Origin of the sequence: Phenylobacterium sp. (assembly GCF_030651755.1) — a bacterium.
Taxonomy (GTDB): domain Bacteria; phylum Pseudomonadota; class Alphaproteobacteria; order Caulobacterales; family Caulobacteraceae; genus Phenylobacterium.
In genome coordinates this window covers 1-26,150 of record NZ_JAUSBZ010000129.1, presented here as the reverse complement: position 1 = coordinate 26,150, position 26,150 = coordinate 1, and the positions used below count along the sequence as shown (strand labels likewise).

Sequence of the window (26,150 nt, the reverse complement as noted above, 5' to 3'; positions counted from 1 at the left end):
TGCAGGGCGACGTTCAACTCCTCGGGGACGAGGGGCTGGTTGTCCATGTCCCAGGGCTCATCGAAGTCGATGTACTTCTTGTCCAGCGGATCCCAGAAATGGTCATGGGTCGCGGAGATGATCTTGTCGAACGCGGTGGACCGCCCGTTGTAGCGGTCCAGGTCGAGCATGGACTCAAAGTCGTCCGGCGCCACTGCGTCGTAGATCAGGTCCTTGGTGATGTTGCCGTCGGCGGCCATTCGTTCCTCCTGGAATGATTTGGGATTGCCGGCGCCCTTGGTTCCGCATGCGGGTTGACCCCGCTGTCGCCACGGATGGGCGGCTCTGTCCTTGGGAAAAGAGCCTGACTCCCAGACCGCCGTTCGTCAAAGGAAACCGTGACGCCGGCGTCAATTTTGAGCAGGCCTGAAGGCAAGACGCCCGCCGGGGGACCGGCGGGCGCTGTCGTCAGATTCGAGAGACCCTTCGCCTTACTCGGCGGCGATGGTCACCGGGGCGGCGTGGCGATCCTTGAAGTTGATCTCCTGAAGATAGCGAATGCCCTCTTCGGCGATGTCGTCGCCGACCATGCGATCGCCCTCGGCCTTCAGCTCATCCATGTCCACATAGATGGCGTAGAAGGCCCGGGTCCGGTCGGTGATGATGCCGGCGTTGAGCAGGGTCTTCACCAGCACCCGGAAGATGTTGGTCTGCTCTTTCATATTCTCCCGGCGGGTCTCGTCGGTGACCATTTCGGCCATCTCGGCGATCACCTTGTCGGGGTCGAGGCCGAACTCCTCATAGAGGTCGCGCTGCTGGCTGGGCGACACCAGGTTGAACAGCAGGGTCTGGAAGCAGTGGGCCGCCCAGTCCTCGATGATGGCGTGCTCTTGCGGGTTCAGGTGCGGGATCGTCCGGTCGGCCCAGATCTTCCCGAACTTGTGGTGGAAGGCCTCGTCGGTCATCACCAGCTGCAGCAGCTTCTTGCCGGTCGGATCATTGATATTGTTGAAGAAGGTGGCGAAAGCGCCCATGGCCAGGCCTTCCACCAGCATCTGCATGCCGATGATCTTCTTATAGACCTCAGGGCTGCCGATGATGTCGACCAGCAGGGTCTTCAGCGTCGGGCCGCATTCCACCGGCCGGCCCCAGCGGGCCTTGATGTACTTGGCGAAGCCGGTGACGTGGCGGGCTTCTTCGCGGGTCTGGTTGGCGGCGTATTCCTGGGCGCCCTGGTCCTTCAGCACGTGGCACAGGCTGGCCGACAGGTTCAGCGCGCCCTGCTCGCCGTGCAGGATGGAGGAGAAGGACCGCAGGGCCGACTGGTTCACGAAGCGGACTCGGGTCTTCCAGTCGCTGAGGTGATTGGAGACATAGTCGGTGGACATGGAGATGATCATGTCCTCCGGCAGGATCATCTGGTTTTCCATGTCGAAGGGCTCGTCGAAGTCGATGTACTTCTTGTCGAGCGGATCCCAGAAATGGTCGTGGGTGGCTGAGATGATCTTGTCGAAGGCCGTGGAGCGGGCGTTGTAGCGGTCGAGTTCGAGCATCGACTCGAAGTCGTCCGGCGACACGGCGTCGTAGATGATGTCTTTGGTGATGTTGCCGTCAGCGGCCATGAAATCGTCCTCCAGGAAGATCGGGCAGGCTCTGCGGCCCCGGCTCCGCACCTTGCGGGCAGCCCATCTGTCTTCAGACCAGTCAGGCACATGAACGCCGTTCAGTCAAGAAGATGACGGGGGCGTCACCTTTATGACGGCGGCGGGCGGGGCTCAGTCGACGGCGGCCTCGATGGCGTCGATCTGGTCGTCGGAGAGCCCGAAATGGTGGCCGATCTCATGGACCAGGACGTGGCTGACCAGCTCCTCCAGGGTGACGTCGCCCCGGGCCGCCCACTCGTCGAGGATCGGCCGGCGATAGAGGAAGACCATGGACGGATGGGTCTCCGGGTCGAGCACCGAACGATGGGCCAGGTCGACCCCATGATAGAGGCCGGTGAGGTCGAAGGGGTCCTCGATCTCCAGGGCCGCCAGGGTCTCGGCGTCGGGAAAGTCATCGACCCGGAACATGACGTGGCCGGTCATCTGGCGAAAGGGCGCCGGCAGTCGCGCAAAGGCGGCCTCAGCCATGGCGGCCATGTCGTCGAGGCTAGGGGCGAGCCCCGAAACAGCAGACAGGGTCATTCGTCAGCGATCACAGTATCTGGGGCCTCGGGCGGACGGACTTCAAAGAGGCCGATATCCAGGGGCTGTTGAGGCCGGAGGGCGCGTAGGGGCTGGCGGGTCAGGGCGTTCAGGGTCTCCCGGTCCGCCTCCGCGCCGGCCCGGCGAACCCGGCGAGCCTGGGGGCCGTCCAGGGGCGTCTCAGCCGAGGCGCCGACCCGCCAGAACGAGACCTGCAGGCGCCAGACCGTCGCCACAGGCGAGGCCGGCGGGGCCGGCCAACGCCGGCCATCCTTCAGGACAGGCTTGGCCGCCTCTGGCACAGGCCGCCTGCCCCCCACCTGGGCCGCCAGTTCGGCCAGACGACAATAGCGATCTTCGGGCGGCAGGCTCACCAGCCGACCCGGGCGGTCGTCTTCGACCTTGCCGGCATAGAGGTCGAGGGCGGCTTCGCGGCTGGCGAAATCCGGCCCGACGGCGCGGGTGACGAAGGTGACGGCCTCGCCGCCGGCCAGGGCGCGGGCCTCGCGTTCGCGGGCGGCCCGGCCCAGGGGCGCAGTCAGGGCGGCGTCCGCATCGGCGGCGACCGGATAGAGAATGGCGCTCATCGGGCCATTGTCGCGCAAACCCGCGGCCCTGGGAACGGACCGCGCGTGCGACAGCTCGCTTTGGGTCCTATGTTGAACGGTGGGTGATTCGCATCGGCGCGACAGGCGCCGATGGAGCGGTGATGAATGCGGACGAACTGATCCTGGCGGCGGCCGCAGGCGCGGTGTGCCTGGCCATCTGCGCCACGCTCTGGGCGCTTGCCCAGCAAAGGCAGGGCCGCGCCCGTCTGGCTGGCCTGCAAGCGCGGGTCGCCGAGCTGGAAATGCGCGCCGAAGTGGCCCAGTCCTCGGCCGAGGCCTTTGACTCGGCCCTGCTGGCGGTGGAGGACGGCCGCGCTCTGCTGGCCTCGGGCGAGGAGAGCCTGGCCGTCTGTGCGGCCGCCCTCGATCTTAGCGAGCCTGACGCCCAAGGACTGGTCAACACCCTGATGCGGGCCGACCCTGATCATGCCCGACGGCTGCGGGGTCTGTTCGAGCGGGGCGAAGCCTGCGCCTTTGAAGTGCGCGGACCCTCCGGCGTGGTCTCGGTGGAAGGCCGGGCGGCAGGCGCGCTCGCCTGGCTGCGCCTGTCGGCGGTGATCGGCGAGGACGCGGGCCTGCCGACGGCCCCGCGGTTCGCCGCCCTGTTGGACGCCCGCCCGGGTCCGGCCTGGATCGCCTCGGCCGATGGGGCGCCGGTGTGGGTGAACGCCGCCTGGCTGGCGGCTGTCGACGCCGCGAGCCTGGATGAAGCCGCCGCCAAGGGCCTGACCTTCGACAAGGCCGCCGACGAGATCGCCAGCGAGGCCGCCAATCTGGCCCAGGTGCGCGAGACCACCCGCTGGCTGACGCTGGGCGGACGCCGCCGGGCCTTTCACATCACAGCCCGGCCGCTGGAAGGCGGCGGGGTGGGGGTCTGGGCCGAGGACGCCACCGAAACCGAGGAGATGCGCGAGGCGCTGAAGCGCCACGTGGCCGCCCACGACGAAACGCTGAACCACATCGCAGATGCGGTGGCCATCTTCGGCGCCAACAAGAAGATGATCTTCCACAATACGGCCTTCGCCGAACTGTGGGGCCTGGAGCCGGCCTGGCTGGGGGAGCGGCCCGGCCACGGCGAGCTGCTCGACCGCCTGCGCCAGCGCCGCCGCCTGCCGGAGACCGCCGACTATGTGAAGTGGCGCGCCGCCGAGCTTGACCGCTACGAGGCCCTGGGCTCAAGCCCCGACGACCTGTGGAGCCTGCCCGATGGCCGCACCCTGCGGGTGGTGCGCCAGCCCCACCCCATGGGCGGGGTGCTGCTGCTGTTCTCCGACATCACCGACGAGTTGAAGCTCAAGGCCCAGTACAACGCCCTGATCCAGGTTCAGCAGGCCACCCTGGACAAGCTCAACGACGCGGTCGCGGTGTTCGGTTCCGACGGCCGCCTGCGGCTGCACAATGAGGCCTTCGAGCGGTTCTGGAATGTCACCCCGACCCAGCTGGATCTCGCCGGCGACTTCGAAGGGGTGGTCGAGCTTTGCGTGCCCCGCCTGCACGACCTGAACTTCTGGCGGGAGCTGAAAGGCCGGGTCGCTGACCCCGACCCCAGCGCCCGGGCGCCGATCTCCGGCGAGGTGAAGACCTCGGACTCCCGGATTGTCGCCTACCAGTCCCGCCCCCTGCCCGATGGCGCGACCCTGATCGCCTTCACCGACGTCACCGACGCCCGCAAGCTGGAGAGCGCGCTCGCCGACCGGTCCGCGGCGCTCGCCGACGCCGAGCGGCTGAAGCGGGACTTCGTGGGCAATGTGTCCTACGAACTGCGCACCCCGCTCACCACCATCATCGGCTACTCCGAGCTGCTGGAGCGCTCAGGGGAGAACCTGTCGGAGCGGGGTCGGGGCCACGCCTCGGCGGTGCGCATGGCCGCCACCCAGCTGGCCCGGTCCATCGACGACGTGCTCGACATGGCCCAGATCGACGCCGACGAGATGGCGCTGGATCTGGAGGATGTGCGGGTCGCCGACCTGATCTCCGGCGCCGCCGGCCGCTGGGCCCGGGCCGCCGAGGAAGGCAAGATCATCCTCAAGGTCGACCATGCCGAGGAGATCGGGGTGATCCGCGCCGACGCCCATCGCCTGGGTCAGATCATGGATCACCTGATCGAGAACGCCATCCGCCAGACCCCGCCGGAGGGGACCATTTCCATCTCAGCCCGGCGGGCGCTAGGCGAGGTGAAGCTGCAGGTGACCGATACTGGCCGCGGCATCCCCTTCCACGTCCAGGCGCACATCTTCGACCGTTTCGTCGGCCGCGAGCGGGGCGGACCTGGCCTGGGTCTGGCGCTGGTCAAGGCGCTGACCGAACTGCATGGGGGTTGGGTGGCCCTGGAGAGCGAGCCGGGCAATGGCGCGACCTTCACCTGCCACCTTCCGGAGCTGGCCCAGGCCGAAGCCGCCACCCACCGGGAACTGGAATTCTAGGCGAGGCCTGAGCGGCGCGGGCGACCGGAAAGCCGCCCGCGCGCATCAGATATCCTAGTGCTGGCTTTCCGGCAGCCGGACCACAAGGCCGTCGAGGGCGTCGGAGACCTTGATCTGGCAGGAGAGACGGCTGTTGGGCTCGACGTTCTCGGCGAAGTCGAGCATGGACTCTTCCATGGCCGAGGACTCGCCGGTCTTGTCCTTCCAGGCGTCGTCCACATAGACATGGCAGGTGGCGCAGGCGCAGGCGCCGCCGCAGTCGGCGTCGATGCCCGGGACGTTGTTCTTCACCGCGCCTTCCATCACCGTGAGCCCCGTCTTCACGTCCACGACGTGCTCGGTCCCGTCGTGCTCGATATAGGTGATCTTGGCCATGACTCCCTTTCGCGCCGCGTTCAGGCGACGACCTCTTTCATTGAAACGCTGAGATCGGAAAGCTTCGCCTTGGAAACCGGTTTGCGGTTTCCGATCAGCTGCTTGCCCATCATGAATTCCGGGGGCGAGTTGATCGCCTCCACGGACTGGATCTGGTCTCCCTTGAGATGGAAGACCGCGAACTTGCCGCTGGCGGGATCGCCACGCAGCAGAACCTCATCGACGTCGAAAGCGTAGCCGGCGATCTGGAGCTTCAGGTCGTACTGGTCCGACCACTGCCAGGGCACCTCGCCGGCGGGCGCAGGCCGACCCGTGATGGCGCTGGCGGCCTGCTTGGCCTGTTCCAGCGCGTTGGGCACGCTCTCCATCCGGAACATGCGGTCATAGATCGGCATGGGCCGGTGGGCGACGTCGCCGATGGCGAAGATCGAAGGATCGGAGGTCCGCGCCTCCAGGTCCACCACCACCCCGCGGGCGGTCTCCAGGCCAGAGTCCGCTGCCAGTTCGTCATTGGGCGTGGCGCCCACCCCGATGACAGAGGCGTCGCAAGGCAGGGTGCGGCCATCAGCCAGGATCACGCCGGTGACATGGCCATTCTCGCCGACGAACCCCGTGACGCTGGCGCCCATCTCGAAGACCACGCCGTGGGTCTCATGAACGCCGCGGAAGAAGTCCGAGAGGGCCTCGCAGGCCACCCGGGCGAGCAGGCGGGACTCCCGCTCGATGACCACCACCTCGGCGCCCAGGGCGCGGCCCGAGGCGGCGACCTCCAGGCCGATATAGCCCCCGCCCACCACGGCCAGGCGCTTGCCTGGACCCACGGCGGCCTTCAGGGCCTCGGCGTCGGCCGCTGTGCGCAGCTCCAGCAGACCGGCCAGATCAGCGCCGGGGACCGGCAACTTGATGGCCCGGGCGCCGGTGGCCAGGATCAGGATGTCATAGGCGAGCGTCGAGCCGTCTGACAGCTCGACCAGCTTGTCCGAGCGCCGCAGCTTCACCGCCCGGATGTTGGGGCGGAAGTCGATCTGGTGCTCGGCGTAGAACTCCAGTGGCTTAAGCGCCAGGGAGTCGGCGTCGGCCTCCCCCTTCAGCCAGGCCTTAGAGAGCGGCGGGCGCTGATAGGGCGCCAACGGCTCGTCGCCGACCAGGGTGATCGGTCCGGTATGCCCATACTGGCGCAACAGCGCGGCGGCCGTGCCGCCCGCATGTCCCGCCCCCAGGATCACCACGTTTGCGCCCAATTCACTCATGCCGTCCCCCGATGCAGAAAAATGACGCCGGCGTCAACTTGGGAAAAGCAGAGTGACGACTTTAGATGACCCGGTCGACCAGCATCTTCTTCACCTCAGCGATCGCCTTGGCCGGATTCAGGCCCTTGGGGCAGACCTGGGCGCAATTCATGATCGTGTGGCAGCGATAGAGCTTGAACGGGTCTTCCAGATCGTCAAGGCGCTCGCCGGTGGCCTCGTCGCGGCTGTCGATCAGCCAGCGATAGGCGTGCAGCAGGGCGGCGGGGCCGAGATACTTGTCGCCGTTCCACCAGTAGCTCGGGCACGAGGTGGAGCAGCAGGCGCAGAGAATGCACTCATAGAGGCCGTCCAGCTTCTCCCGATCGGCCGGGGTCTGCAGCCACTCGCCCTGGGGCTCCGGGGTCTTGGTGTGCAGCCAGGGCTCGATGGAGGCGTACTGGGCGTAGAACAGGGTCATGTCCGGCACCAGGTCCTTGATCACCGGCATGTGCGGCAGCGGACTGATGGTGCAGGTCTGGCCGGGCACCTCTTCCCAGCCATGGGTGCAGGCCAGCGTATTGCGGCCGCCGATATTCATGGCGCAGGAGCCGCAGACCCCCTCACGGCAGGAGCGCCGGAAGGCCAGCGTCGGGTCCATGGTGTTCTTGATGTAGATGAGGGCGTCCAGGACCATGGGTCCGCAGGCCTCGACATCCACATCATAGGTGTCCCAGCGGGGGTTTTCGGTCCCCTCGGGGTCATAGCGATAGACCTTGAAGGTCTTGACCTTCTTGGCGCCGGCCGGGGCCGGGTGGTGCTGGCCCTTCTGAACGCGGGAGTTCTTGGGCAGGGCGAGTTCGACCATCGGAGGCTTTCCTTAGGCGAAGACCCCGGACCCCGCGCAGGGCGCGCGTTCGGTCCGAAGCCAGAAATGAGCGACGAGGCGGGCCACGAACCCGACCCTAGTAGACCCGCGCTTTCGGCGGGATGTAGGCGATGTCATTGCTGAGCGTGAAGGAGTGCACCGGACGGTCGTCCAGCTTCACCTTGCCGGTGGCGTCGTCGAACCAAGTGAGCGTGTGCTTCATCCAGTTCTCGTCGTCACGGTCGGGATAGTCTTCCCGAGCATGGGCCCCACGGCTCTCGGTGCGGTTCAGCGCTCCGTTCACCGTCACGGCCGCCTGGCCGATCAGGTTGTCGAACTCCAGGGTCTCGATCAGGTCGGTGTTCCAGATCATGCCGCGGTCGGTGACCTGGATGTCGGTGCGCTGGCCGTGGATTTTGTCCAGGCGGGCGACGCCCGAGGCCAGGCTTTCGCCGGTGCGGAACACCGCGGCGTCCTCCTGCATGGCCTTCTGCATGTCCAGGCGCAGCTGGGCCGTCGGCGTGGCGCCCTTGGCGTGACGCAGGCGGTCGAAGCGGGCCAGATGGGCGTCGGTCTGGGCCGGCTTCAGGTCGGGCTGCTTGGCGCCCGGCGTCAGGATGTCGGCGGCGCGCAGGGCGGCCGAGCGGCCGAACACCACCAGGTCGATCAGCGAATTGGAGCCCAGGCGGTTGGCGCCATGGACAGAGACGCAGGCGGCCTCGCCCACGGCCATCAGGCCGGGGATGACGCTGTCGGGATTGTCGCCGTCGCGGGTGACCACCTCGGAATAGAAGTTCGTCGGGATGCCGCCCATATTGTAGTGGACGGTCGGCAGCACCGGGATCGGCGCCTTGGTCACGTCCACGCCGGAGAACACCCGGGCGCTTTCGGAAATGCCCGGCAGGCGCTGGTGCAGCACCTTGGGATCCAGATGGTCCAGGTGCAGGAAGATGTGGTCCTTGCCAGGCCCCACCCCGCGGCCTTCGCGGATCTCGATGGTCATGGCCCGGCTGACCATGTCCCGCGGCGCCAGGTCCTTCACGGACGGCGCATAGCGCTCCATGAACCGCTCGCCCTCGGAATTGGTCAGATAGCCGCCCTCGCCCCGGGCGCCTTCGGTGATCAGGCAGCCGGCGCCATAGATGCCGGTGGGGTGGAACTGCACGAACTCCATGTCCTGCAGGGGCAGGCCGGCCCGCAGGACCATGGCGTTGCCGTCGCCGGTGCAGGTGTGGGCGCTGGTGCAGGAGAAGTAGGCCCGGCCATAGCCGCCGGTGGCCAGGATGACCATCTGGGCCTGGAACCGGTGCAGGGTGCCGTCGTCCAGCTTCCAGGCGGTGACGCCCCGGCAGACGCCGTCTTCCATGATCAGGTCGAGGGCGAAATACTCGATGAAGAACTCGGTATTGTTGGCCAGGGACTGGCCATACATGGTGTGCAGCATGGCATGACCGGTGCGGTCGGCCGCCGCGCAGGTGCGCTGGATCGGGGCCTCGCCATAGTTGCTGGTCATGCCGCCGAAGGCGCGCTGATAGATCTTGCCGTCCTCGGTGCGCGAGAAGGGCACGCCCCAGTGCTCGAGCTCATAGACGGCGGCCGGCGCATTGCGGCACAGATATTCGATGGCGTCCTGGTCCCCCAGCCAGTCCGACCCCTTGACGGTGTCGTACATGTGCCAGCGCCAGTCATCCTGGCTCATGTTCCCGAGGCTCGCCGAGATGCCGCCCTGGGCGGCCACGGTGTGCGAGCGGGTCGGGAAGACCTTGGAAACGCACGCGGTGCGCAGGCCGGCCTGGGCGCAGCCCAGGGCCGCCCGGAGGCCAGAGCCCCCGGCGCCGACGACGACGACGTCGAACTTGTGGTCGATGAATTCGTAGGAAGCCATGCTCAGTAAGCTCCGCCCGAGAGGGCGACCTTCAGGATGGAGAAGAGGGCGAGCGCGCCGAACAGCGCGCAGACGAAGAGGTTGAGCAGCAGCAGGCCGGCCTTGGTGATCCGCCGGTGGATATAGTCCTCCACCACGACCCGCATGCCCGAATGCATGTGCATCAGACTGACCACGGCCAGCAGGGCCAGCAGCACGGCGTTCACCGGCGAGGCGAGCCAGGCGACGGCCATCTCATAGTCGCTGCGGGCCAGGCGCAGAACGGCGAAGACGCCCCACAGCACCAGCGGGATCAGGGCGACCGAGGAAACGCGCTCGGCGATCCAGTGGCTGACCCCATGGCCGGCGGCGCCGAGGCCCTGGGCCCGGGAACGGGGGGTGCGGAAATCGGTCATGCTCAGAGCGCTCCCGTCATGGCGGCGATGATCCAGACCACCACGGTGGCCACCAGGGCGAAGGCCAAGGTCGCCACGGCGCCCGCATTGGCGGCCGGCACCTTCAGCGCCAAGCCCGTATCCCAGATCAGGTGCTGCACACCCTTGGCCAGGTGGAAGAAGACCGCAAAGCTCAGGCCGAACATGACGAGCTTGCCGAGCGGCGAGCCCAGAAGGCCCATGTAGCTGGCATAGGCCTCCGGCCCGAAGGCGAGCGCGATGGTCCAGCCGGCCAGGATCAGGGTCCCGCCATAGAGGGCCACGCCGGTGATCCGGTGCATGATCGAGGTGATGGCGGTGAGATGCCAGCGCCACACCTGAACGTGGGGTGAGGTGGGCCTGGCCCGGATGGTCTTCGAGACGTCCGACATCGGTTCTACAGCCGCTCCCTGTTGCCCTGCGAATGCCCGGCCGCTTTTACGCCGCCATCTGGGGGTGTCAACGAAGGCCACTCGCCAGGGCGCACCCGCCGCCCTTCGCAGATCGGCGAACATCTTCGGTTTCCAACTCCCGGGCAATGCGTCTTTGCTGTAGGCTTCCTTCGCGGGAGGCGAAGGATGAGGTTCGATCTTATCGATCTGCGGCTGTTCTGCGACGTGGTCGAGGCCGGCTCCATCACCCGCGGCGCCGAGCGCGCGGCGCTGGCTCTGGCGGCGGCCTCCACCCGGATCCGGGCCATGGAGCAATCACTTGGCGCTTCGCTGCTGACCCGCTCCCGCCAGGGGGTGACCCCGACGCCGGCCGGCCTGCTGCTGCTGAAGCACGCCCGCGCCCTGCTCGAACAGAGCGCCCGGATGCAGGACGAGCTTGGCGTCATGGCCGAGAGCGGCGCGGCCGAGGTGCGCGTCCTGGCCAACACCAATGCGCTGACCGAATTCCTGCCCGAGGCCCTGTCCTCCTTCCTGGCCGACCACCCGCAGGTGAGCGTCGACCTGGAGGAGCGCCTGTCCGACGAGATCGTCGGCCTGGTGGCCGAAGGCGCCGCCGATGTGGGCATTGTCGCCGGCACGGTGGATGTGGGAGCCCTAGAGACCTTCGCCTTCCGCACGGACCGGTTCGTCGTGGTGACCGCCCTTGACCACCCCCTGGCGCAGAATGTCAGCGCCGCATTCGCCCAGGTTCTGGACTACGACCTGGTGGGCCTCGATCGGGCCAGCTCCCTGCAGCGCTTCCTGGCCGCCCGGGCTGGCCGAGAGGGGCGTCGCCTGCGGCTGCGGGTGCAGCTGCGCAGCTTCGATGCGGTCTGCCGGCTGGTGGAGTGCGGCGTCGGCGTCGGCGTGGTGCCGGAAACCACCGCGGCCCGGGCCGTCTGCACCATGAGCCTGGCCATTGTGGCGCTGACCGATGACTGGGCGGTGCGGGAGCTGAAGATCTGCGTCCGCAGCCTGGAAGAGCTGCGCCCCATCGCCCGCCAGCTGGTGGAAAGCCTGCGGGCTGCGTAACCCGGCGCGCAGCACAAATTTGAGTTCAACCACGAAGATCACCAAGGACACGAAGCGACCCTGCGCACGGCGCCTTCGTGCGCTTCGTGTGCTTCGTGGTTCAATCCTGACGCGCCTTCGGCGCGACGGCGCAAAACCTAGCCCCGGTCGGTGAGCCAATCAGCGGAGCGCATCTCCTGCAGGCGCGAGGCGGTCCGTTCGAACTCGAAGGCCCCGTCACCTTCCGGATAGAGCTTGGCGGGTTCGGCCTCAGCCAGGACGATCAGCTTGGCGCGGGCCTCGTAGAGCGCATCAATCAGGGTGACGAAGCGCCTGGCCTCTTCCCGGCGCGCCGGCGTCAGGCGCGGCACGCGCTCCAGGAAGACGGTGTGGAAGCGTTCGCCCAGGGCCAGGTAGTCGTTGGGTCCGAGCGCCACGCCGCACAGGCTGGCGAAACTGGCCCGCAGCAGGCCGCCGGTGGCGTGGGGCAGGTGAATCTTGCGGCCCAGGACCTCAAGGGTCTCCCCGAGCTCCTCATCGCCGTCGAGCATCTCGCCCCAGAGAGCGTCGTAGGTTCGCACATTGTCGGGGTCGATCGGCGAGAACCAGACGCCCGCCGCCCGCAGCCGGTCGAGGCGATAGTCATGCTCGCCGGCCACTGAGACCACCTCCGTCTGCGCCTTCAGAAGGTCGATGAAGGGCAGGAAGAGCTGGCGGTTGATGCCGTTCTTGTAGAGCCCCTCAGGCACGCGGTTGGAGGTGGCCACCAGGGTTACGCCCCGGTCGAACAGGGCGGTGAACAGGCGGCCCAGGATCATGGCGTCGGCGATGTCGGTGACCTGGAACTCGTCGAAACAGAGCAGCCGGGCCTCCCCGGCCACCACATCGGCCGCCGGCGGGATCGGATCGTCCCCCCGATGCTGGCCGAACTTCGCCTTGCGGGCGGCCGTGTCCCCCTTACGCCAGGCGTCGATGAGCCGGTGGACCTCGCCCATGAAGACGTGGAAGTGGACCCGGCGCTTCTTGGCCACCGGCGCGGTCTCGTAGAACAGGTCCATCAGCATGGACTTGCCCCGCCCGACCGGCCCCCACAGATAGACGCCGCGCTGGCTCTCGGGCTTGCGGAAGCGCCCCAGCAGCCCGCCGGGCTCGCTGGCGACAAGGTCGGCCTCTAGCCGCGCCAGGGCCGGCAGGGCGGCGGCCTGGGCCGGATCGGGTCGAATCTCCCCGCGCTCCAGGCGGTCGCGGTAGGCGGCTTCAAGGGCGGATGTCATGTCCCGCCCCCTAGCCTGACAGGCCGCTGATCACAATCAGCCAGACGCGACATTGACCAGCTTGGGCGTCGGAACAGCCCCGGGCGCCGACCGGTTGTCCCTGTAGAACCGCAACAAGGAGGAGAAACGGCCATGGCCGACGAACCCCGCAGCTTTGATCCTGACACCACCGAGGCCAACCGCACCCGGCAACAGGGCGGCGGCATGGGCCAGCGAGAAATGGATCAGCAGCGCGACCCCAACCGCGACAGTGAAGCGCCCCCGGCCCAGCCCCAGCAGCAGCAAAAACGGCCGGATGACCGCGCCGAACCCAAGCTTGCGGTTTCACGCCAGGATGGGACGCGGCTTGAGCCCCGCAATGGGACCGGTATGGGCGACACCGGAGGGGACCTGGGGGCTGGAACCCCGGCCAATGTCGACATCCACGACATCGACCAGGACGACAATCCTCAGGCCGAGTGGGGCCAGGACACCGACGGCGCGGCCGTCCACTCGGCGAGCCGCGGCGACCGCGCGCCCGGCAAGAGCCAGGGCCCGAAGACCCAGGCCCGCGCCAAGGAGATCAACGCCGGCGGCCAGTAGACGATCCTAGATGGACGCCGGCTCTGCGGGCGCCTCGGGGGGCGGGGCGATCGCCCCGTCTTCCTCGCCCGCGGGCGTCAGGGGCGTGTCGCTCTTCGCCGGCAGGCCGAGATCCTGCCGCAGGAAGCGGTAGGTTTCCCGCCGCTCGCAGGCGCAGGCCTTCATCTGGCCCTCCTGGTCCCACCAGACCAGCAGCGGATAGGCGAAGTCGACACCGTTGGCCTTCAGCAGGGGAATGAGTTCGTCGACCATAGACCGTCCGGCCTCCACCACGGCGGTGCGGGCGGTGTCGCCGTCGGCCGGGGGAATGCCCGGCGCAGTCCACGCCGAGACCGGGACGCTGACCCAGCGTTCGAACAGGCTCCAGTCACGGTTGAGCCACAGCTCGGCCACCGTGGCGCGCTCGGCCGGGGTGGAGCGCTCCAGGCCGTTCATCTCTCGCCGCGCCACCTCGATCACCCGGGTGTCGATTCCCGCCGCATGCAGGTCGGGAAACTGCTCGGCCTTGAATCGCAGGCAGTCTGGGCAGCTGCGGAACGAAACCATGTAGATGGCCCGCCCCTCGATGCCGGGGGACACCCAGCCGGACCCCTCCAGCAGGCGGGCGATCTCGGCCTGGTTCTTGGTCACGGTGGCGGGCCTCCAGCGCAGTTCGAAATTCCAATAAGCGATGGCGCCCGCACCGGCCACCACCAGGACAAGGGCCAGGATGGCCCAGAGGCGGAAGTTCTTCATGTGCGGTCGCTCCTGCTTTTGCCCGGAAAGGGCCAGATCTCGTGTCGAAATGGGCCTATTTCATCGTCGGGATGACGAAGGCCTGGTCGCTTGTCTCGCCCTCGGGCCATCGGGCGGTGACGGTCTTGACCTTGGTGTAGAAGCGGACCCCCTCCATCCCGTGCTGGTTGGCGTCGCCAAAGGCGCTGCGCTTCCAGCCGCCGAAGCTGTGATAGGCCACCGGCACGGGGATAGGCACATTGATCCCGACCATGCCGACATTGACCCGCGAGGCGAACTCCCGGGCGGCCCGGCCGTTGCGGGTGAAGATCGCCACCCCGTTGCCGTAAGCGTGCTGTGACGGCAGGGCCAGGGCCTCTTCGAAGGTGTCGGCGCGCACCATCTGCAGCACCGGACCGAAGATCTCGTCCTGGTAGGACCTCATCGTCGGCTTCACATGGTCGAACAGGGTGGGGCCGATGAAGAACCCCTGCTCATGGCCCTGCAGGGAGAAACCCCGGCCATCGACCACCAGCTCGGCGCCCTCGTCGACGCCCATCTGGATGTAGTCGGTGACGCGCTGGCGGTGGGCGGCGCTGACCACCGGGCCATACTGGGCGGCGAGGTCCGAGGAGACGCCGATCTTCAGCGTCTCGATCTTGGCGACCATCAGCTCGCGAAAAGCCTCCGCCGTCCCTGTCCCCACCGGCACGGCCACCGGCAGGGCCATGCAGCGCTCGCCGGCCGAGCCGAAGGCGGCGCCCAGGATGTCATTGGCGGCGGCCTCCAGGTCGGCGTCGGGCAGCAGGATCCCGTGGTTCTTGGCCCCGCCCATGGCCTGGACCCGCTTCCCGTGGGCGGCGCCGGTGGCATAGACATACTGGGCGATGTCGGAGGACCCGACGAAGCTGACGGCGGCGATACCCGGGTGGGTCAGGATGGCGTCGACGCAGACCTTGTCCCCGTGGACGACGTTCAGCACACCGGCTGTGTCGACGCCGGCCTCGGCGCCGGCCTCCATGAACAGTTCGGCGAGCCTGACCGGCACGCTGGGGTCCTTCTCCGAGGGTTTCAGGATGAAGGTGTTGCCCACCGCCACGGCGACCCCGAACATCCACATCGGGATCATGGCCGGGAAGTTGAACGGGGTGATCCCGGCGGCCACGCCTAGGGGCTGGCGCATGGAATAGACGTCGATCCCGGGGCCTGCGCCTTCGGTATATTCGCCCTTGAGCGCGTGGGGGATTCCGCAGGCGAACTCGATCACCTCCAGGCCCCGCTGGATGTCGCCTCGCGAGTCGGCGATCACCTTGCCGTGCTCAGAGGACAACAGGGCGGCTAGCTCATCCATCCGCGCCTCGACCAGGCGCTTGAAGGCGAACATCACCCGCGCCCGGCGCTGCGGATTGACCGCGGCCCAGGCGGGCTGGGCGGCCAGGGCGACCTGGACGACGGCGTCCAGCTCGACGGCCGAGGCCAGGGCCACGCGGGCCTGGACCTCGCCGAGATTGGGATCGAAGACCTCCCCGTAGCGACCGGAGGTTCCAGCCGCCGCGCGGCCGGCGATAAAGTGGCTGATCTCACGCATGGGTCGAAGCTTAGGCCGCCATCGCGCCTGCGCCTAGCGCTTGCCCAAATTGCGGGCTCAGGCGCATTCTGGCGCGACATGAGCGTCGCTTCGTCCTCGGAAATCCTGCGCCCCGCCGCGCGGCGTCACGACCACATCGTGGACGTGCTAATCGCCGAACGTGCGCCAGCCCTCAGCCGTCACCCGACGTGGCCGGCTTTGCGGCCCCTGCTCTATGGGTTGCTGGACTATGGCAAGGCCCGGCGGATGGCCGACGCCATCGCTCCCCTGCCGGGCCATGAAGCCCTGGAGCGGGTGTCGGGGCTGCTGGACGTACGGTTGTCAGTGAATGGGTTGGAGCGGCTGCCGAAACAGGGACGGGTGGTGGTGATCGCCAACCACCCCACCGGCATCGCCGACGGGGTGGCGGTCTATGACGCCTTCAAGGCTCGCCGGCCCGACCTCTGCTTCTACGCCAATTCCGACGCCCACCGGGTGGCGCCCGGCTTTTCCGACGTGCTGATTCCCGTCGAATGGGTGGAGGAGAAGCGCACCCGTGAGCGGACCCGCCTGACCCTCCAGCGCACCCGCGAGGCGATGGAGGCCGAGCGCGCCCTGGTGATCTTTCCCTCCGGGCGACTCGCCCGGCGCCAGCCCGACGGGCTGCTGGCCGATCCCCCCTGGATGAGCAGCGCAGTCTCCATCGCCCGCAAGTACGAGGCGCCGGTCGTGCCCCTGCACGTGACCGGCCCCTGGTCGACCCTGTTTCATCTGTTCAACCGGGTCTCCGCCGAGTTGCGGGACATCACCCTCTTCCATGAACTGCTCAACAAGCGGGGCGGCCAGTATGGCCTGACTCTGGGCGCCGCCATCGCGCCAGACGCCCTGTCCGGCGATCCCCAGACCGCCACCGAGGCCTTGAAGGCCTATGTGGAGCGCAGTCTTCCCGCCGATCCGGACCGGCCCTTCGCATGAGGCTTCCCCTCGACGGCGACCTGCGTCTGGCGGACGAGGCGGCCACCGCACGCCTGGGCGCGGCCCTGGCCGAGGTGCTGAGCGCGGGCGAGGCCATCTGCCTGACCGGGCCGCTGGGCGCCGGCAAGTCGACCCTGGCCCGGGCCCTGATCCGGGCGCGCACCACGCCGGACGAGGACGTGCCCAGCCCGACCTTCACGCTCGTACAGTTCTATGAGGGTGATGGCATGACGCTGGCCCATTTCGACCTCTACCGGCTGACCAGTCCCGATGAGGCCTATGAGATCGGCCTGGACGAGGCTCTGGAGGATGGGGCGGCGATCATCGAGTGGCCCCAGCGCCTGGAGGGTCGCCTTCCCCCCCATCGCCTGGATATAGAGATTGCTCTGGACGGGGCGGCGCGCCGGGCGCGGCTGACGCCCCATGGCGCCTGGGAAGGACGTTCGATTGAGTTCTGACCGTGAGGGCCTGAAGGCCGAGTTCCTGGCCCGACATGGCCTGGCCGACGCCGAGCGCATCCCCCTGGCCGGGGACGCCTCGACCCGACGCTATGAGCGGCTGTCGCGGCCGGGCCAGGCCAGCCTGATCTTCATGGACCAGCCGCCGGTGGAGACCGCCCCCTGTCCGCCGGGCGCCAGCCCCGATCAGCGGCGACTGGCCGGCTACAACGCCATGGCAAGGCTGGCGGCCGGCCGGGTGGACGCCTTTGTCGCCACCGCGGGCTGGCTGCGAAGTCAGGGCCTGTCGGCGCCGGAAATCATCGCCCATGAGGCTGGCGAGGGCCTGGCGGTGCTGGAGGACCTCGGCGATGACCTCTATGCCCGGCTGATCGAGACCGGAACCGACGAGACGCCCCTCTATGAGGCCGCCGTCGAAGTGCTGGCGCAGCTGCACGAGGCCGTCCCGCCGCCGGTGCTGGAGGCGCAGGGCGCCGCCTGGCCCTTCCTGACCTATGACGACCTGGCCCTGCGGACCGGCGGCGACATGTTTCTGGAATGGTGGCCGAAGTTCTCCGGGCTCGCGCCCTTCTCGGCCGACGCCGAAGCCGAATGGGAGGCGCTGTGGGCGCCCATCCGCGCCCGGGCTGAGGCCGGCGCCAGCGTCTTCTGCCACCGGGACTATCACGCCGAGAACCTGATCTGGCTGCCAGATCGCACAGGGGTGGCCCGGGTCGGCCTGCTGGACTTCCAGGACGCCGTGCGCGCCCACCCGGCCTGGGACTTCTCCATGCTGCTGCACGACGCCCGCCGCGACGTTTCGCCCGAGCGGGAAGCCGTAGCGCTGGCCCGCTACCTGGAGATTCGCAGCGACATCGACGCAAACGCCTTCCGCGCCGATTATCATGCCCTGGGCGCCCTGAACTCGGCCCGCATCCTGTTCATCTTCGCCCGCCAGGTGGCGGGCTTTGGCAAGCCGCGCTACGAGGCCTTCATGCCCCGCACCTGGCGCTATCTCGAACGCTGCCTGGCCGATCCGGCGCTCGCGCCGATCAAGGCCTGGTTCGACGCCCACGTGCCGCCCGAGGCCCGCCGGTGAGCGCGGGCGGATTCCCCAAGACCGCCATGGTCATGGCCGCGGGACTCGGCACGCGCCTGCGCCCCCTGACCGACCACAGGCCCAAGCCCCTGGTGGAGGTGGCCGGCCGCGCCCTGGTGGACCACGTGCTGGACCGCCTGGTGGAGGCCGGCGTCGAGACCGCCGTGGTCAATGTCCACCACTTCGCCGACCAGATGGTCGCCCATCTGGCGCGGCGCGACGATATCCGGATCAAGATCAGTGACGAGCGCGCCGCCCTGCTGGATTCCGGCGGCGGCATCGCCCACGCCCGACGGCTGCTGGGGGACGAGCCGATCCTGGTGGCCAATATCGACTCCCTCTGGACCGGCGGCCAGACCCCGCCCCTGCAGACCCTGGCGCAGGCCTGGGATCCGGAGATCATGGACGTCCTGCTGTTGCTGGTGCCGCGGGGGCAGGGCCTCGGCTTTGAGGGCCCCCAGGGCTTCTTCCGCGATGCGGCTGGCCGCCTGACCCATTCGGCCGAGCCGGAGCCCCCGACCCCCTTCGCCAATGTCGGATTCCAGATCATCAAGCCGCAGATTCTCGATGGTGTTCGCGAGGAAGCCTTCTCCATCGTGCCGATCTGGCGGCGCCTGGCCGAGCAGGGCCGCCTGCACGGGGCGGTGATGGACGCCTTCTGGATGCATGTGGGAGATCCCGCCGCCCGGGAGGCCGCCGAAGCCAAGCTGGCCCAGTGAGCCGGTCGTCGCTGTTCGAGGGGCCCCGGCCCCGCTGGTTCAACATCCCGGCCCACCGGCCCTTCGTCCACGACCTCGCCCGGGGCCTCTATGCGGCCCTGGCGCCGCTGGGACCCGAGGCCCTGTCCCAGGCCACTGTGCTGACCCCGACCCGCCGCGGCGCCCGGGCCCTGGCCGACGCCTTCCTGGCGGCCGGCGGCGGTCAGGCCCTGCTGCCGCCGCAGATCCGACCGCTGGGTGACCTGGACGCCGGCGAGCCCCCCTTTGAGCCGGGCGACCTGGCCGCACGCCTGCCGGCCGCCATAGATCCCCTGCGGCGGCGGCTGGAGCTGACCCGACTGGTCAAGACCCACGAACATCTTCTGTCGCGGGATCTGGACGCCTCGGCCGCCCTGGAGCTGGCCGACGCCCTGGGCGGTTTCCTCGACAGCCTGCAGATCGAGGAGGTGGACGCCTCTGGCGCCCTGGCCGGCCTGGTGGACGTCGAACTGGCCGAGCACTGGCAGGTCTCCCGCGCCTTTCTGGAGACCGCCCTGGCGGCCTGGCCCGAGCGGCTGGCCGCCCTGGGCGTCGTCGACACCAGCCAGCGCCGGGTCGCCCTGCTGCGGGCGCTGGCCGAACAATGGGCTGTTCGCCCGCCGGAAGGCGTCCTGGTCGCCGCCGGCTCCACGGGCACGGCGCCGGCCACCGCTGATCTGCTGGCCGTCATCGCCGAGGCGCCGCAGGGCTGCGTGGTCCTGCCCGGCCTCGACGAAAGCCTCGCCGACGCCGCCTGGGACCAGGTGGATGAGCAGCATCCGCAAGGGGCGCTCAGCCGCCTGCTGGCCAGGGCGGGCCTCACCCGCGAGGCCGTCGAGATCTGGCCGGCCTCGGCGCCCTATCAGAGCCAGGGCCGCTGGCGCCGGCGGGTGATCAATGAGGCCCTGCGCCCAGCCCAGGCCACCGCCGACTGGTTGAACGTCATCAGCGCCCTGCGGGCCGAGGGCGCCACAGAAGGGGTCGATCCCATCGCTGAGGGCCTGGCCGGCCTGTCGGTCGTCACCGCCCGCAGCGAAGAAGAGGCCGCCACGGTGGCCGCCCTGCTGCTGCGCGAAACCCTGGAGATCCCCGGCGCCACCGGCGCCCTGGTGGCGCCCGACCAGAACCTGGCCCGCCGGGTGTCTCTCAAACTCGCCCGCTGGGGCGTCGTCCCGGACTCTTCGGTCGGCGCGCCGCTGATGGCCTGTCCGGCCGGCGTGCTGGCGGGCCTGGTCGCCAGGCTGGCGGCCGAGCCGCTCAATCCGGTGCTGATGCTCGGCGTCCTCAAGCATCCCCTCACCCGCCTTGGGGAGAGCCGCGAGGCCCTGGAGGCCCGCCTGATCGACCTGGAGCGCCATGGCCTGCGCGGACCGCGCCCGGCCGACTGGGCGGCGCTCACGAGACGCCTGGATGAGAAGCTAACCGACGCGACACGCAGGGCTGGCGCGGCCGGACTGATCACCGTCCTGCGCGCGGCGCTCACGCCCCTGACCGACATGAGCGAGCCCAGCCCCGCCGCCGAGCGGGCCCGCGCCCTGGCCCTTGCCCTCGAAGCCCTGGCCGCCGACGGCGCCGGCGCCTCTGGCCGCCTGTGGGGCGGGGCGGGCGGGGAGGCCCTGTCGCAGCTTATGGCCGGGCTGATGGCTGAGGCCGGCGCCCTGCCGCCGGTGACGCCCAAGGGCTTCGCCGACCTGCTGGTGCGGCTGATGGGGGATGAGACCGTCCGCGTCGGCGGCGCCACCCATCCGCGCCTGCGCATCCTCGGCGCCATCGAGGCGCGCCTGGTGCGGGCTGACCGGCTGGTGGTGGCCGGCCTTGAGGAGGGCGTCTGGCCGCAGGGGGCGCCGCTGGATCCCTTCCTGTCGCGGCCCATGCGCGAGCGTCTGGGCCTGCCGCCGCCCGAGCGCCGGGTGGGCCTGGCCGCCCACGACTTCGCCCAGGCCGCCTGCGCCCCCAATGTGGTCCTGCTGCATTCGGAGCGTCGGGATGGCCAGCCGACGGTGAAGTCCCGCTGGCTCTGGCGGCTGGAGACCCTGGCGCGGGGCGCCGACCTCACCCTGCCGGGCCGCCCCGACCTGCTGGACTGGGCGCGCGCCCTGGACGCCGCGCCGGACTACGAGCCGATCGGCCGGCCCGCGCCGCGCCCGCCTGTGGCCGACCGCCCGAACCAGTTCGCCGTCACCCGGATCGAATCCCTGACCCGGGACCCCTATGCGGTCTGGGCCCGCGACATCCTGAAGCTCTACCGCCTGGAGCGGCCGGACGAGCCGGTGGAGGCTCGCGCCCGGGGCACGGCCATCCACGAGGCCTTTGAGATCTTCGCCAGGCGCCACCCCAAGGCCCTGCCGCCGGAACCGGCCCGGGAATTCGCTGCGCTCTATCTGGAGGCCCTGGTCGCCGCCGGCGCGCCCCCGGAATCCCTTGCCCGCGAGCAGGCCCTGGCCCAGGAGGCGGCGGCCTGGGTGGTCGCCCTGGAAGCCGAGCGAAGGGCCGACGGCCGCGACATTCATGTGGAGGCCAAGGGCGAGATCACCGTCCGCGCCGGCCTGCGGGACTTCACCCTGACCGCCAAGGCCGACCGGATCGAGACCGGCCCGGACGGCTATGCCCACGTCCTCGACTACAAGACCGGCCAGGCGCCCTCGAAGAAGATGGTCGAGACCGGCTTTTCCCCGCAGCTGACCCTGACCGCAGCCATTGTCGCCCGGGGCGGGTTCAAGGACGTGCCGGCCAGGCCGCCAGGTGATCTCGTCTATCTGCAGGTCACCGGCCGCAAGCCGGCCGGCAAGGTGGAAATCCGCGGGGCGGCAGGCGACGAGAGCCATGACGCCGCCGAGCAGGCCCTGGCCGGCGCCCTGCGTCTGCTGGCCCAGTTCGATGATCCTGAGCGGGCCTATCTGTCGCGGACCGCCCCGCAGTTCGTCCACGACTATGCCGGCGACTACGCCCACCTGGCCCGGGTGTTCGAGTGGTCCACCAGCGGCGAAGACGGCGAGGGCGAGGCATGAGCCCAGTCATAGACATCGGCATCGATCCCCAGCGCACGGCGGCTGATCCGAACCTGTCGGCCTTCGTCACCGCCAATGCCGGCTCGGGCAAGACCAAGACCCTGATCGACCGGGTGGCCCGGCTGCTGCTGGCCGGCGCGGCGCCCGCCGCCATCCTGTGCGTCACCTACACCAAGGCCGCCGCCGCCGAGATGCAGCGCCGGCTGTTCGACCTGCTGGGCCAGTGGTCGGTGTGCGATGACACGGCCCTGCGCCAAGCGCTGGCCAGGCTGGAGGGTCGCAAGGCCAGCGACTATGACGCCGCGCGCCTGTCGGCCGCGCGCGCCCTGTTCGCCCAGGCCCTGGAGACCCCGGGCGGCCTGAAGATCCAGACCATCCACGCCTTCTGCGAGAAACTGCTGCGGCGCTTCCCCTTAGAAGCCGGAATCTCGCCGGGCTTCCGGGTGATGGACGATCCGGCCGCCGCCCTGATCGCCCGCGCCGCCCGCCAGGACGTGGCCCGCCACGCCCTGACCGGAACCGGCGCGGTGGCCCAGGCCTATGCGCGGCTGTCGGTCAGCCTCGACTTCCGCGCCTTCGAGCAGATGTTCGCCACCTTCGAGGCCCGTCGCGGCGCCCTGGACGCCTTTGTCGCCCGCGAGGGCGGACTGGAGGGCGCGCTCGCCTGGATCTGGCAGACCTGCGGCTTTGACGGCGAGCAGGATCCCGAGGCTGTCGCCGCAGACGCCATGGCCGAGCTTGACCGGGCGCTGTGGCGGGAGGCGGCCGAGGTCCTGGCGCTCGGGGGCAAGACCGACCAGTCCTGTTCGCAGACGCTCCTGGCCGTGGCGGCGGACCCGCACGCTGCGCTTTCCGACGCCCTGAAGGCCCTGTTCACCCAGGGCGGCGAGGGCACGCCGGCCACATGGGTGGCCAAGACCAAGGCCCTGGCGGGCGCCGAGCCCCTGCGCCAGGCCCTGCTGGACGAACAGGACCGGCTGGCCATCGCCCGCGATCAGGTGCGCGCGGCCAACATCGCCTGGGACAGCGCCTATGTGCTGGTCTTGGCGAAGGCCTATCTGACAGCCTACGGCCAGGAGAAGGCCGCGGCCGGGGCGCTGGATTTCGGCGACCTGATCGAGAAGACCCGGGCCCTGGTGGCCGAGCGCCCCATGGCCGCCTGGGTGCTCTACAAGCTGGACGGCGGGATCGACCACATCCTGCTGGACGAGGCCCAGGACACCGCGCCGGAACAGTGGGAGATCCTCAGCGCCCTCACCGCCGAGTTCTTCGCAGGCCAAGGCCGCGAGCGCGAGGCCCTGCGCAGCCTGTTCGTGGTCGGCGACGAGAAACAGTCGATCTACTCCTTCCAGGGCGCCGCGCCCGAGCGCCTGCGCCAGGAGACCGAGACCTATCTCGCCCGCATCAGGGACGCCGGCGCGCGGGCCCAAAGCGTGCCTCTGGCCGCCTCCTGGCGCTCGACTGTCGATGTGCTGAGCTTTGTCGATGCGGTCTTCTCCGCGCCTGAAACCCAAGGGGGCGTGCCGCCGGCCCGGGGCGAGGACGCCGTGCGCCACATCCCCATGCGCCGCGACCACCGGGGCTGTGTCGATGTCTGGCCCCTGGAGCGGGAGCCCGAGGGCGAAGAGCGCGAGGCCTGGGACGCGCCGCTCGACGTGGAAGGCCCCACCAGCGCCAACCGCCGGCTGGCCGAAAACATCGCCTGTGAGATCGAGGACCTGGTCGCAAGGGGCGATGGGGTGTTCGACAAGGACCTGGACGCTCCCGACGGAACCCGCGGCGCCTGGCGGCCGGCCCGCTATGGCGACGTCCTGATCCTGGTGCGGCGGCGCAAGGCCCTGTTCGAGGACATATTGCGGGCGCTCAAGCGCCGCGGCGTGCCCGTGGCCGGCGCCGACCGGCTGGCGCTTTCGGAACACATCATCTTCGATGATTTGCTGGCCGTGGCCCGCTTCGTGCTGTTCCCGCAGGACGAGCTGAACCTGGCGGCCCTGCTGAAGAGCCCCTTCTGCGGCCTGGACGATGACGCCCTCTACGGCCTCGCCAAGCCCCGCAAGCCCGGCGATCTGTGGAGCGCCCTGCGGGCCCGCGCCCATGAGCGCCCCGACTGGACCGCGGCGCTCGCCTTCCTCACCTCCGCCCGCGAAGAGGCGCAGAAGCGGCGGCCCTTCGAATTCTATGGCCGGCTGCTCACCCTTCGCGACGGCGCCGGCGCCTCCATGCGCCAGAGGATCGTGCGGCGGCTGGGGACCGAGGCCGAGGACGCCCTGGACGAGTTCCTGGCCCAGGCCCAGGCCGCCGAACAGCGGGGGATCTGCGACCTGGAGGGTCTGGCTGACGCGCTCGCCGGCCTCAACATCACCGTCAAGCGCGAGATGGAGGCGGCCCGCAATGAGGTCCGCGTCATGACCGCCCACGGCGCCAAGGGGCTGGAGGCGCCCATCGTCTTCCTGCCCGAGACCACCCTTTCGGGGCTGGGCCGCGGCTCCCCCCTGCTGGAGACCGAAGATGGCGGCTTCCTCTGGTGCCCGTCCAAGACGCTGGACTGTGCGGCCTCGACCACGGCGCGGGAGCTGCGCGCCCGCAAGGACGAGGAAGAGGCCTACCGGCTGCTCTATGTGGCGCTCACCCGCGCCCGCGACCGGCTGGTGATCTGCGGCCGGATCGCGGCCAAGACCAAGGAAGAGAACCTCAAGGGCTGGTGGGCGGCCATCCAGGCCGGCTTCGCCCATGAGATGATCGGCCCCCACCTGCGCCCCGCCGCCTGCGGCCAGGTGGAGGCGAGGCGGTTCGGCGAGGACCCGCAGGTGCTGGGCCGCGGCGCCGCGCCGAGCGAAACCACCGCCCCCCTGCCAGACTGGGCGCGGGCCGATGCGGCCCTCGATCCCCTGGCCCGCTTTGCCTCGCCCTCGGACCTGGGCGAGGCGGAAGAGATCCTGGCGCCCTCACCGCTCGCGCGGGTGGGCGGGCTGGGCCGGTTCCGCCGGGGCGAGCTGATCCACCGGCTGTTGCAGATCCTGCCCGACCTGGCCTTGGGCGAGCGCGACGCCGCAGCCAAGGCGATCCTCGCCCGCGAGCCCGACCTGACCGACGACCAGCGGGCCGAGATGGCGGGCGCGGCGCTGGCCGTGCTGGCCGACGCCCGCTTCGCCGACGTGTTCGCAGCCGATGGCCGGGCCGAGGTGGCCATCGCGGGGCGAGCCGCCGCCCTGCCGCAAGGCCTGCAGATCTCCGGCCGCATCGACCGCCTGGTGGTGCGCGCAGAGAGGGTTCTGGTGGCCGACTTCAAGACCAACCGCCCCTCGCCCGCCCGCATAGAGGACGCCGATCCCGCCTATATCCGCCAGATGGCGCTCTATGCCGCCGTGCTGGCCGAGGTCTTCCCCGGCCGGGCCATCGAGGCGGCCCTGGTGTGGACCGATGGTCCGAAGCTGATGGCGGTTCCAGAATTCCTGATGGCCCAGGCCCTGGCCGATCTCCGGTCCAGGAGTTGATCGCCGGCCGCCTGCGCCTTAAATCCTGGATCGAGAAGCGCCCGCCGCACGTTGTCGCCGGGTCGCAATAGGAGCTTCCATGAGCACCGTCACCGTCACCGACGAGTCCTTCGAGAAAGACGTGCTGCAGGCGCAAGGCCCGGTCCTGGTGGACTTCTGGGCCGAGTGGTGCGGCCCCTGCAAGCAGATCGCCCCGGCCCTGGAGCAGATCTCCGACGACCTGGCCGGCCAGGTCACCATCGCCAAGCTGAACATCGAAGACAGCCCCACCACGCCCTCGCGCTACGGCGTCCGCGGCATCCCGACCATGATGCTGTTCAAGGACGGCCAGATGTCGTCCATGAAGGTCGGCGCCATGCCCAAGCAGAAGATCCTCGAATGGCTCTCCGAAGCCGGCGTGCCGCCGGCGGCGTAAGGCGGTCGGACTGAGGCCTGAGAGACTGCAGAAGGGGTCGGCGAAAGCCGGCCCTTTTTCATTGGCTCACCTACCCGAAAAGGTCCCATTGATCCTGGGGCTGCTCAGCCATCCTCCCCAGTTCCGCGATGAGCACGTCATCGCTCAGCGGTTCCGATAGGCGAGTGCCGTTGAACTCGAGGACGCGCAGGACTCTGCAGTTCTTGGGCTGATCCGGCCTGCCTTGAAACGCCCACTGCACTGTCATCTCATCGATGAAATGCGTGCTGATCGCGTCTGTGCTGACGCGCCGCCAAAAGGCATCATCCTCAATGCGGAAGTAACGGTCGCGCCCCTGATGGTCCCGCCCTTTCCACTGCCTGGTCCGGTCGTCTCGATCCCAATTGGGTGATGTCACCTTTAGGACCACAACCCCGACCGACCACGGCGGCTCGACTTCGTCC

Annotated in this window: 23 protein-coding genes and 1 pseudogene; 10 read left to right on the top strand and 14 right to left on the bottom strand. The window is 69.4% G+C overall.

All coding sequences use genetic code 11. From position 1 onward, the window contains the following. The 4 genes and pseudogenes from Q7V15_RS12100 to Q7V15_RS12085 form a co-directional block, all read right to left on the bottom strand. Positions 1-239 (bottom strand): annotated as a pseudogene (locus Q7V15_RS12100) (ferritin-like domain-containing protein); the annotation flags it as partial. Between the two features lie 231 nt (positions 240-470). Further along, positions 471-1,601: a ferritin-like domain-containing protein gene (locus Q7V15_RS12095; protein ID WP_304755868.1), complete on the bottom strand. Its 1,131-nt coding sequence runs from the start codon at positions 1,599-1,601 to the stop codon at positions 471-473. Positions 1,602-1,754: 153 nt separating this feature from the next. Then, complete coding sequence (locus tag Q7V15_RS12090; RefSeq protein ID WP_304755867.1) at positions 1,755-2,165, bottom strand: metallopeptidase family protein; 411 nt, start codon at positions 2,163-2,165, stop codon at positions 1,755-1,757. Continuing rightward, positions 2,162-2,752, bottom strand: coding sequence for a hypothetical protein (locus Q7V15_RS12085; protein WP_304755865.1), 591 nt, complete (start codon positions 2,750-2,752; stop codon positions 2,162-2,164). The genes Q7V15_RS12090 and Q7V15_RS12085 overlap by 4 nt, the downstream gene beginning before the upstream one ends. Positions 2,753-2,874: 122 nt before the next feature. Here Q7V15_RS12085 and Q7V15_RS12080 point away from each other — a divergent pair, with 122 nt between their 5' ends. Then, positions 2,875-5,196, top strand: a complete 2,322-nt coding sequence (locus Q7V15_RS12080; protein ID WP_304755864.1) for a PAS domain-containing sensor histidine kinase — start codon at positions 2,875-2,877, stop codon at positions 5,194-5,196. A gap of 54 nt (positions 5,197-5,250) precedes the next feature. Here Q7V15_RS12080 and Q7V15_RS12075 read toward each other — a convergent pair whose 3' ends face one another. From Q7V15_RS12075 to sdhC, 6 genes are all read right to left on the bottom strand, one after another. Continuing rightward, positions 5,251-5,571: a 2Fe-2S iron-sulfur cluster-binding protein gene (locus Q7V15_RS12075; protein WP_304755862.1), complete on the bottom strand. Its 321-nt coding sequence runs from the start codon at positions 5,569-5,571 to the stop codon at positions 5,251-5,253. Between the two features lie 20 nt (positions 5,572-5,591). Further along, positions 5,592-6,821, bottom strand: a complete 1,230-nt coding sequence (locus tag Q7V15_RS12070) for an NAD(P)/FAD-dependent oxidoreductase (protein WP_304755860.1) — start codon at positions 6,819-6,821, stop codon at positions 5,592-5,594. A gap of 61 nt (positions 6,822-6,882) precedes the next feature. After that, positions 6,883-7,665, bottom strand: coding sequence for a succinate dehydrogenase iron-sulfur subunit (locus tag Q7V15_RS12065; RefSeq protein ID WP_304755859.1), 783 nt, complete (start codon positions 7,663-7,665; stop codon positions 6,883-6,885). A gap of 97 nt (positions 7,666-7,762) precedes the next feature. Then, entirely contained in the window at positions 7,763-9,550 is a 1,788-nt protein-coding gene (gene sdhA / locus Q7V15_RS12060) for a succinate dehydrogenase flavoprotein subunit (RefSeq protein WP_304755858.1), read from the bottom strand. Positions 9,551-9,552: 2 nt separating this feature from the next. Continuing rightward, positions 9,553-9,945 carry a succinate dehydrogenase, hydrophobic membrane anchor protein gene (gene sdhD, locus Q7V15_RS12055; RefSeq protein WP_304755857.1) on the bottom strand — a complete coding sequence of 131 codons (393 nt, stop codon included), beginning with the start codon at positions 9,943-9,945 and terminating at the stop codon, positions 9,553-9,555. A gap of 2 nt (positions 9,946-9,947) precedes the next feature. Then, positions 9,948-10,355, bottom strand: coding sequence for a succinate dehydrogenase, cytochrome b556 subunit (gene sdhC, locus Q7V15_RS12050; RefSeq protein ID WP_304755855.1), 408 nt, complete (start codon positions 10,353-10,355; stop codon positions 9,948-9,950). Between the two features lie 186 nt (positions 10,356-10,541). Between sdhC and Q7V15_RS12045 the strand changes: the two genes are divergently transcribed. After that, on the top strand, positions 10,542-11,426 hold the full coding sequence (locus Q7V15_RS12045) for a LysR substrate-binding domain-containing protein (RefSeq protein ID WP_304755854.1): 885 nt from the start codon (positions 10,542-10,544) through the stop codon (positions 11,424-11,426). A gap of 137 nt (positions 11,427-11,563) precedes the next feature. On the opposite strand, the gene zapE is transcribed toward Q7V15_RS12045, so the two are convergent. Beyond that, positions 11,564-12,679: a cell division protein ZapE gene (gene zapE / locus Q7V15_RS12040; protein ID WP_304755852.1), complete on the bottom strand. Its 1,116-nt coding sequence runs from the start codon at positions 12,677-12,679 to the stop codon at positions 11,564-11,566. 132 nt (positions 12,680-12,811) lie between these two features. On the opposite strand from zapE, the gene Q7V15_RS12035 reads away from it, so the two are divergent. Next, positions 12,812-13,261: a hypothetical protein gene (locus Q7V15_RS12035; protein ID WP_304755851.1), complete on the top strand. Its 450-nt coding sequence runs from the start codon at positions 12,812-12,814 to the stop codon at positions 13,259-13,261. 6 nt (positions 13,262-13,267) lie between these two features. On the opposite strand, the gene Q7V15_RS12030 is transcribed toward Q7V15_RS12035, so the two are convergent. Together Q7V15_RS12030 and Q7V15_RS12025 are read right to left on the bottom strand one after the other, a co-directional pair. After that, complete coding sequence (locus Q7V15_RS12030) at positions 13,268-13,996, bottom strand: hypothetical protein (RefSeq protein ID WP_304755850.1); 729 nt, start codon at positions 13,994-13,996, stop codon at positions 13,268-13,270. Between the two features lie 55 nt (positions 13,997-14,051). Beyond that, the gene (locus tag Q7V15_RS12025; protein ID WP_304755849.1) at positions 14,052-15,563 is read right to left on the bottom strand and encodes a CoA-acylating methylmalonate-semialdehyde dehydrogenase; all 1,512 of its coding nucleotides are present in this window, start codon (positions 15,561-15,563) and stop codon (positions 14,052-14,054) included. 78 nt (positions 15,564-15,641) lie between these two features. Here Q7V15_RS12025 and Q7V15_RS12020 point away from each other — a divergent pair, with 78 nt between their 5' ends. The 7 genes from Q7V15_RS12020 to trxA all read left to right on the top strand — a co-directional run bounded on the left by Q7V15_RS12020 (position 15,642) and on the right by trxA (position 25,707). Then, positions 15,642-16,517: a GNAT family N-acetyltransferase gene (locus Q7V15_RS12020; protein WP_304755847.1), complete on the top strand. Its 876-nt coding sequence runs from the start codon at positions 15,642-15,644 to the stop codon at positions 16,515-16,517. Then, complete coding sequence (gene tsaE / locus Q7V15_RS12015; protein WP_304755845.1) at positions 16,514-16,975, top strand: tRNA (adenosine(37)-N6)-threonylcarbamoyltransferase complex ATPase subunit type 1 TsaE; 462 nt, start codon at positions 16,514-16,516, stop codon at positions 16,973-16,975. Before Q7V15_RS12020 ends, tsaE begins: the two co-directional genes overlap by 4 nt. Further along, positions 16,941-18,053 carry an N-acetylmuramate/N-acetylglucosamine kinase AmgK gene (amgK, locus tag Q7V15_RS12010; protein ID WP_304755843.1) on the top strand — a complete coding sequence of 371 codons (1,113 nt, stop codon included), beginning with the start codon at positions 16,941-16,943 and terminating at the stop codon, positions 18,051-18,053. Before tsaE ends, amgK begins: the two co-directional genes overlap by 35 nt. Beyond that, positions 18,050-18,772, top strand: coding sequence for a nucleotidyltransferase family protein (locus Q7V15_RS12005; RefSeq protein ID WP_370689807.1), 723 nt, complete (start codon positions 18,050-18,052; stop codon positions 18,770-18,772). Before amgK ends, Q7V15_RS12005 begins: the two co-directional genes overlap by 4 nt. Further along, positions 18,769-21,798 (top strand): double-strand break repair protein AddB, encoded by a 3,030-nt coding sequence (gene addB / locus Q7V15_RS12000; protein WP_304755842.1) that lies wholly within the window; start codon positions 18,769-18,771, stop codon positions 21,796-21,798. Before Q7V15_RS12005 ends, addB begins: the two co-directional genes overlap by 4 nt. Further along, positions 21,795-25,292: a double-strand break repair helicase AddA gene (gene addA, locus Q7V15_RS11995; protein WP_304755840.1), complete on the top strand. Its 3,498-nt coding sequence runs from the start codon at positions 21,795-21,797 to the stop codon at positions 25,290-25,292. Before addB ends, addA begins: the two co-directional genes overlap by 4 nt. A gap of 79 nt (positions 25,293-25,371) precedes the next feature. Beyond that, the gene (trxA, locus tag Q7V15_RS11990; protein WP_304755839.1) at positions 25,372-25,707 is read left to right on the top strand and encodes a thioredoxin; all 336 of its coding nucleotides are present in this window, start codon (positions 25,372-25,374) and stop codon (positions 25,705-25,707) included. Between the two features lie 70 nt (positions 25,708-25,777). On the opposite strand, the gene Q7V15_RS11985 is transcribed toward trxA, so the two are convergent. Then, positions 25,778-26,150 (bottom strand): hypothetical protein (locus Q7V15_RS11985; RefSeq protein WP_304755837.1); only part of this gene is annotated, 373 nt, incomplete at its 5' end.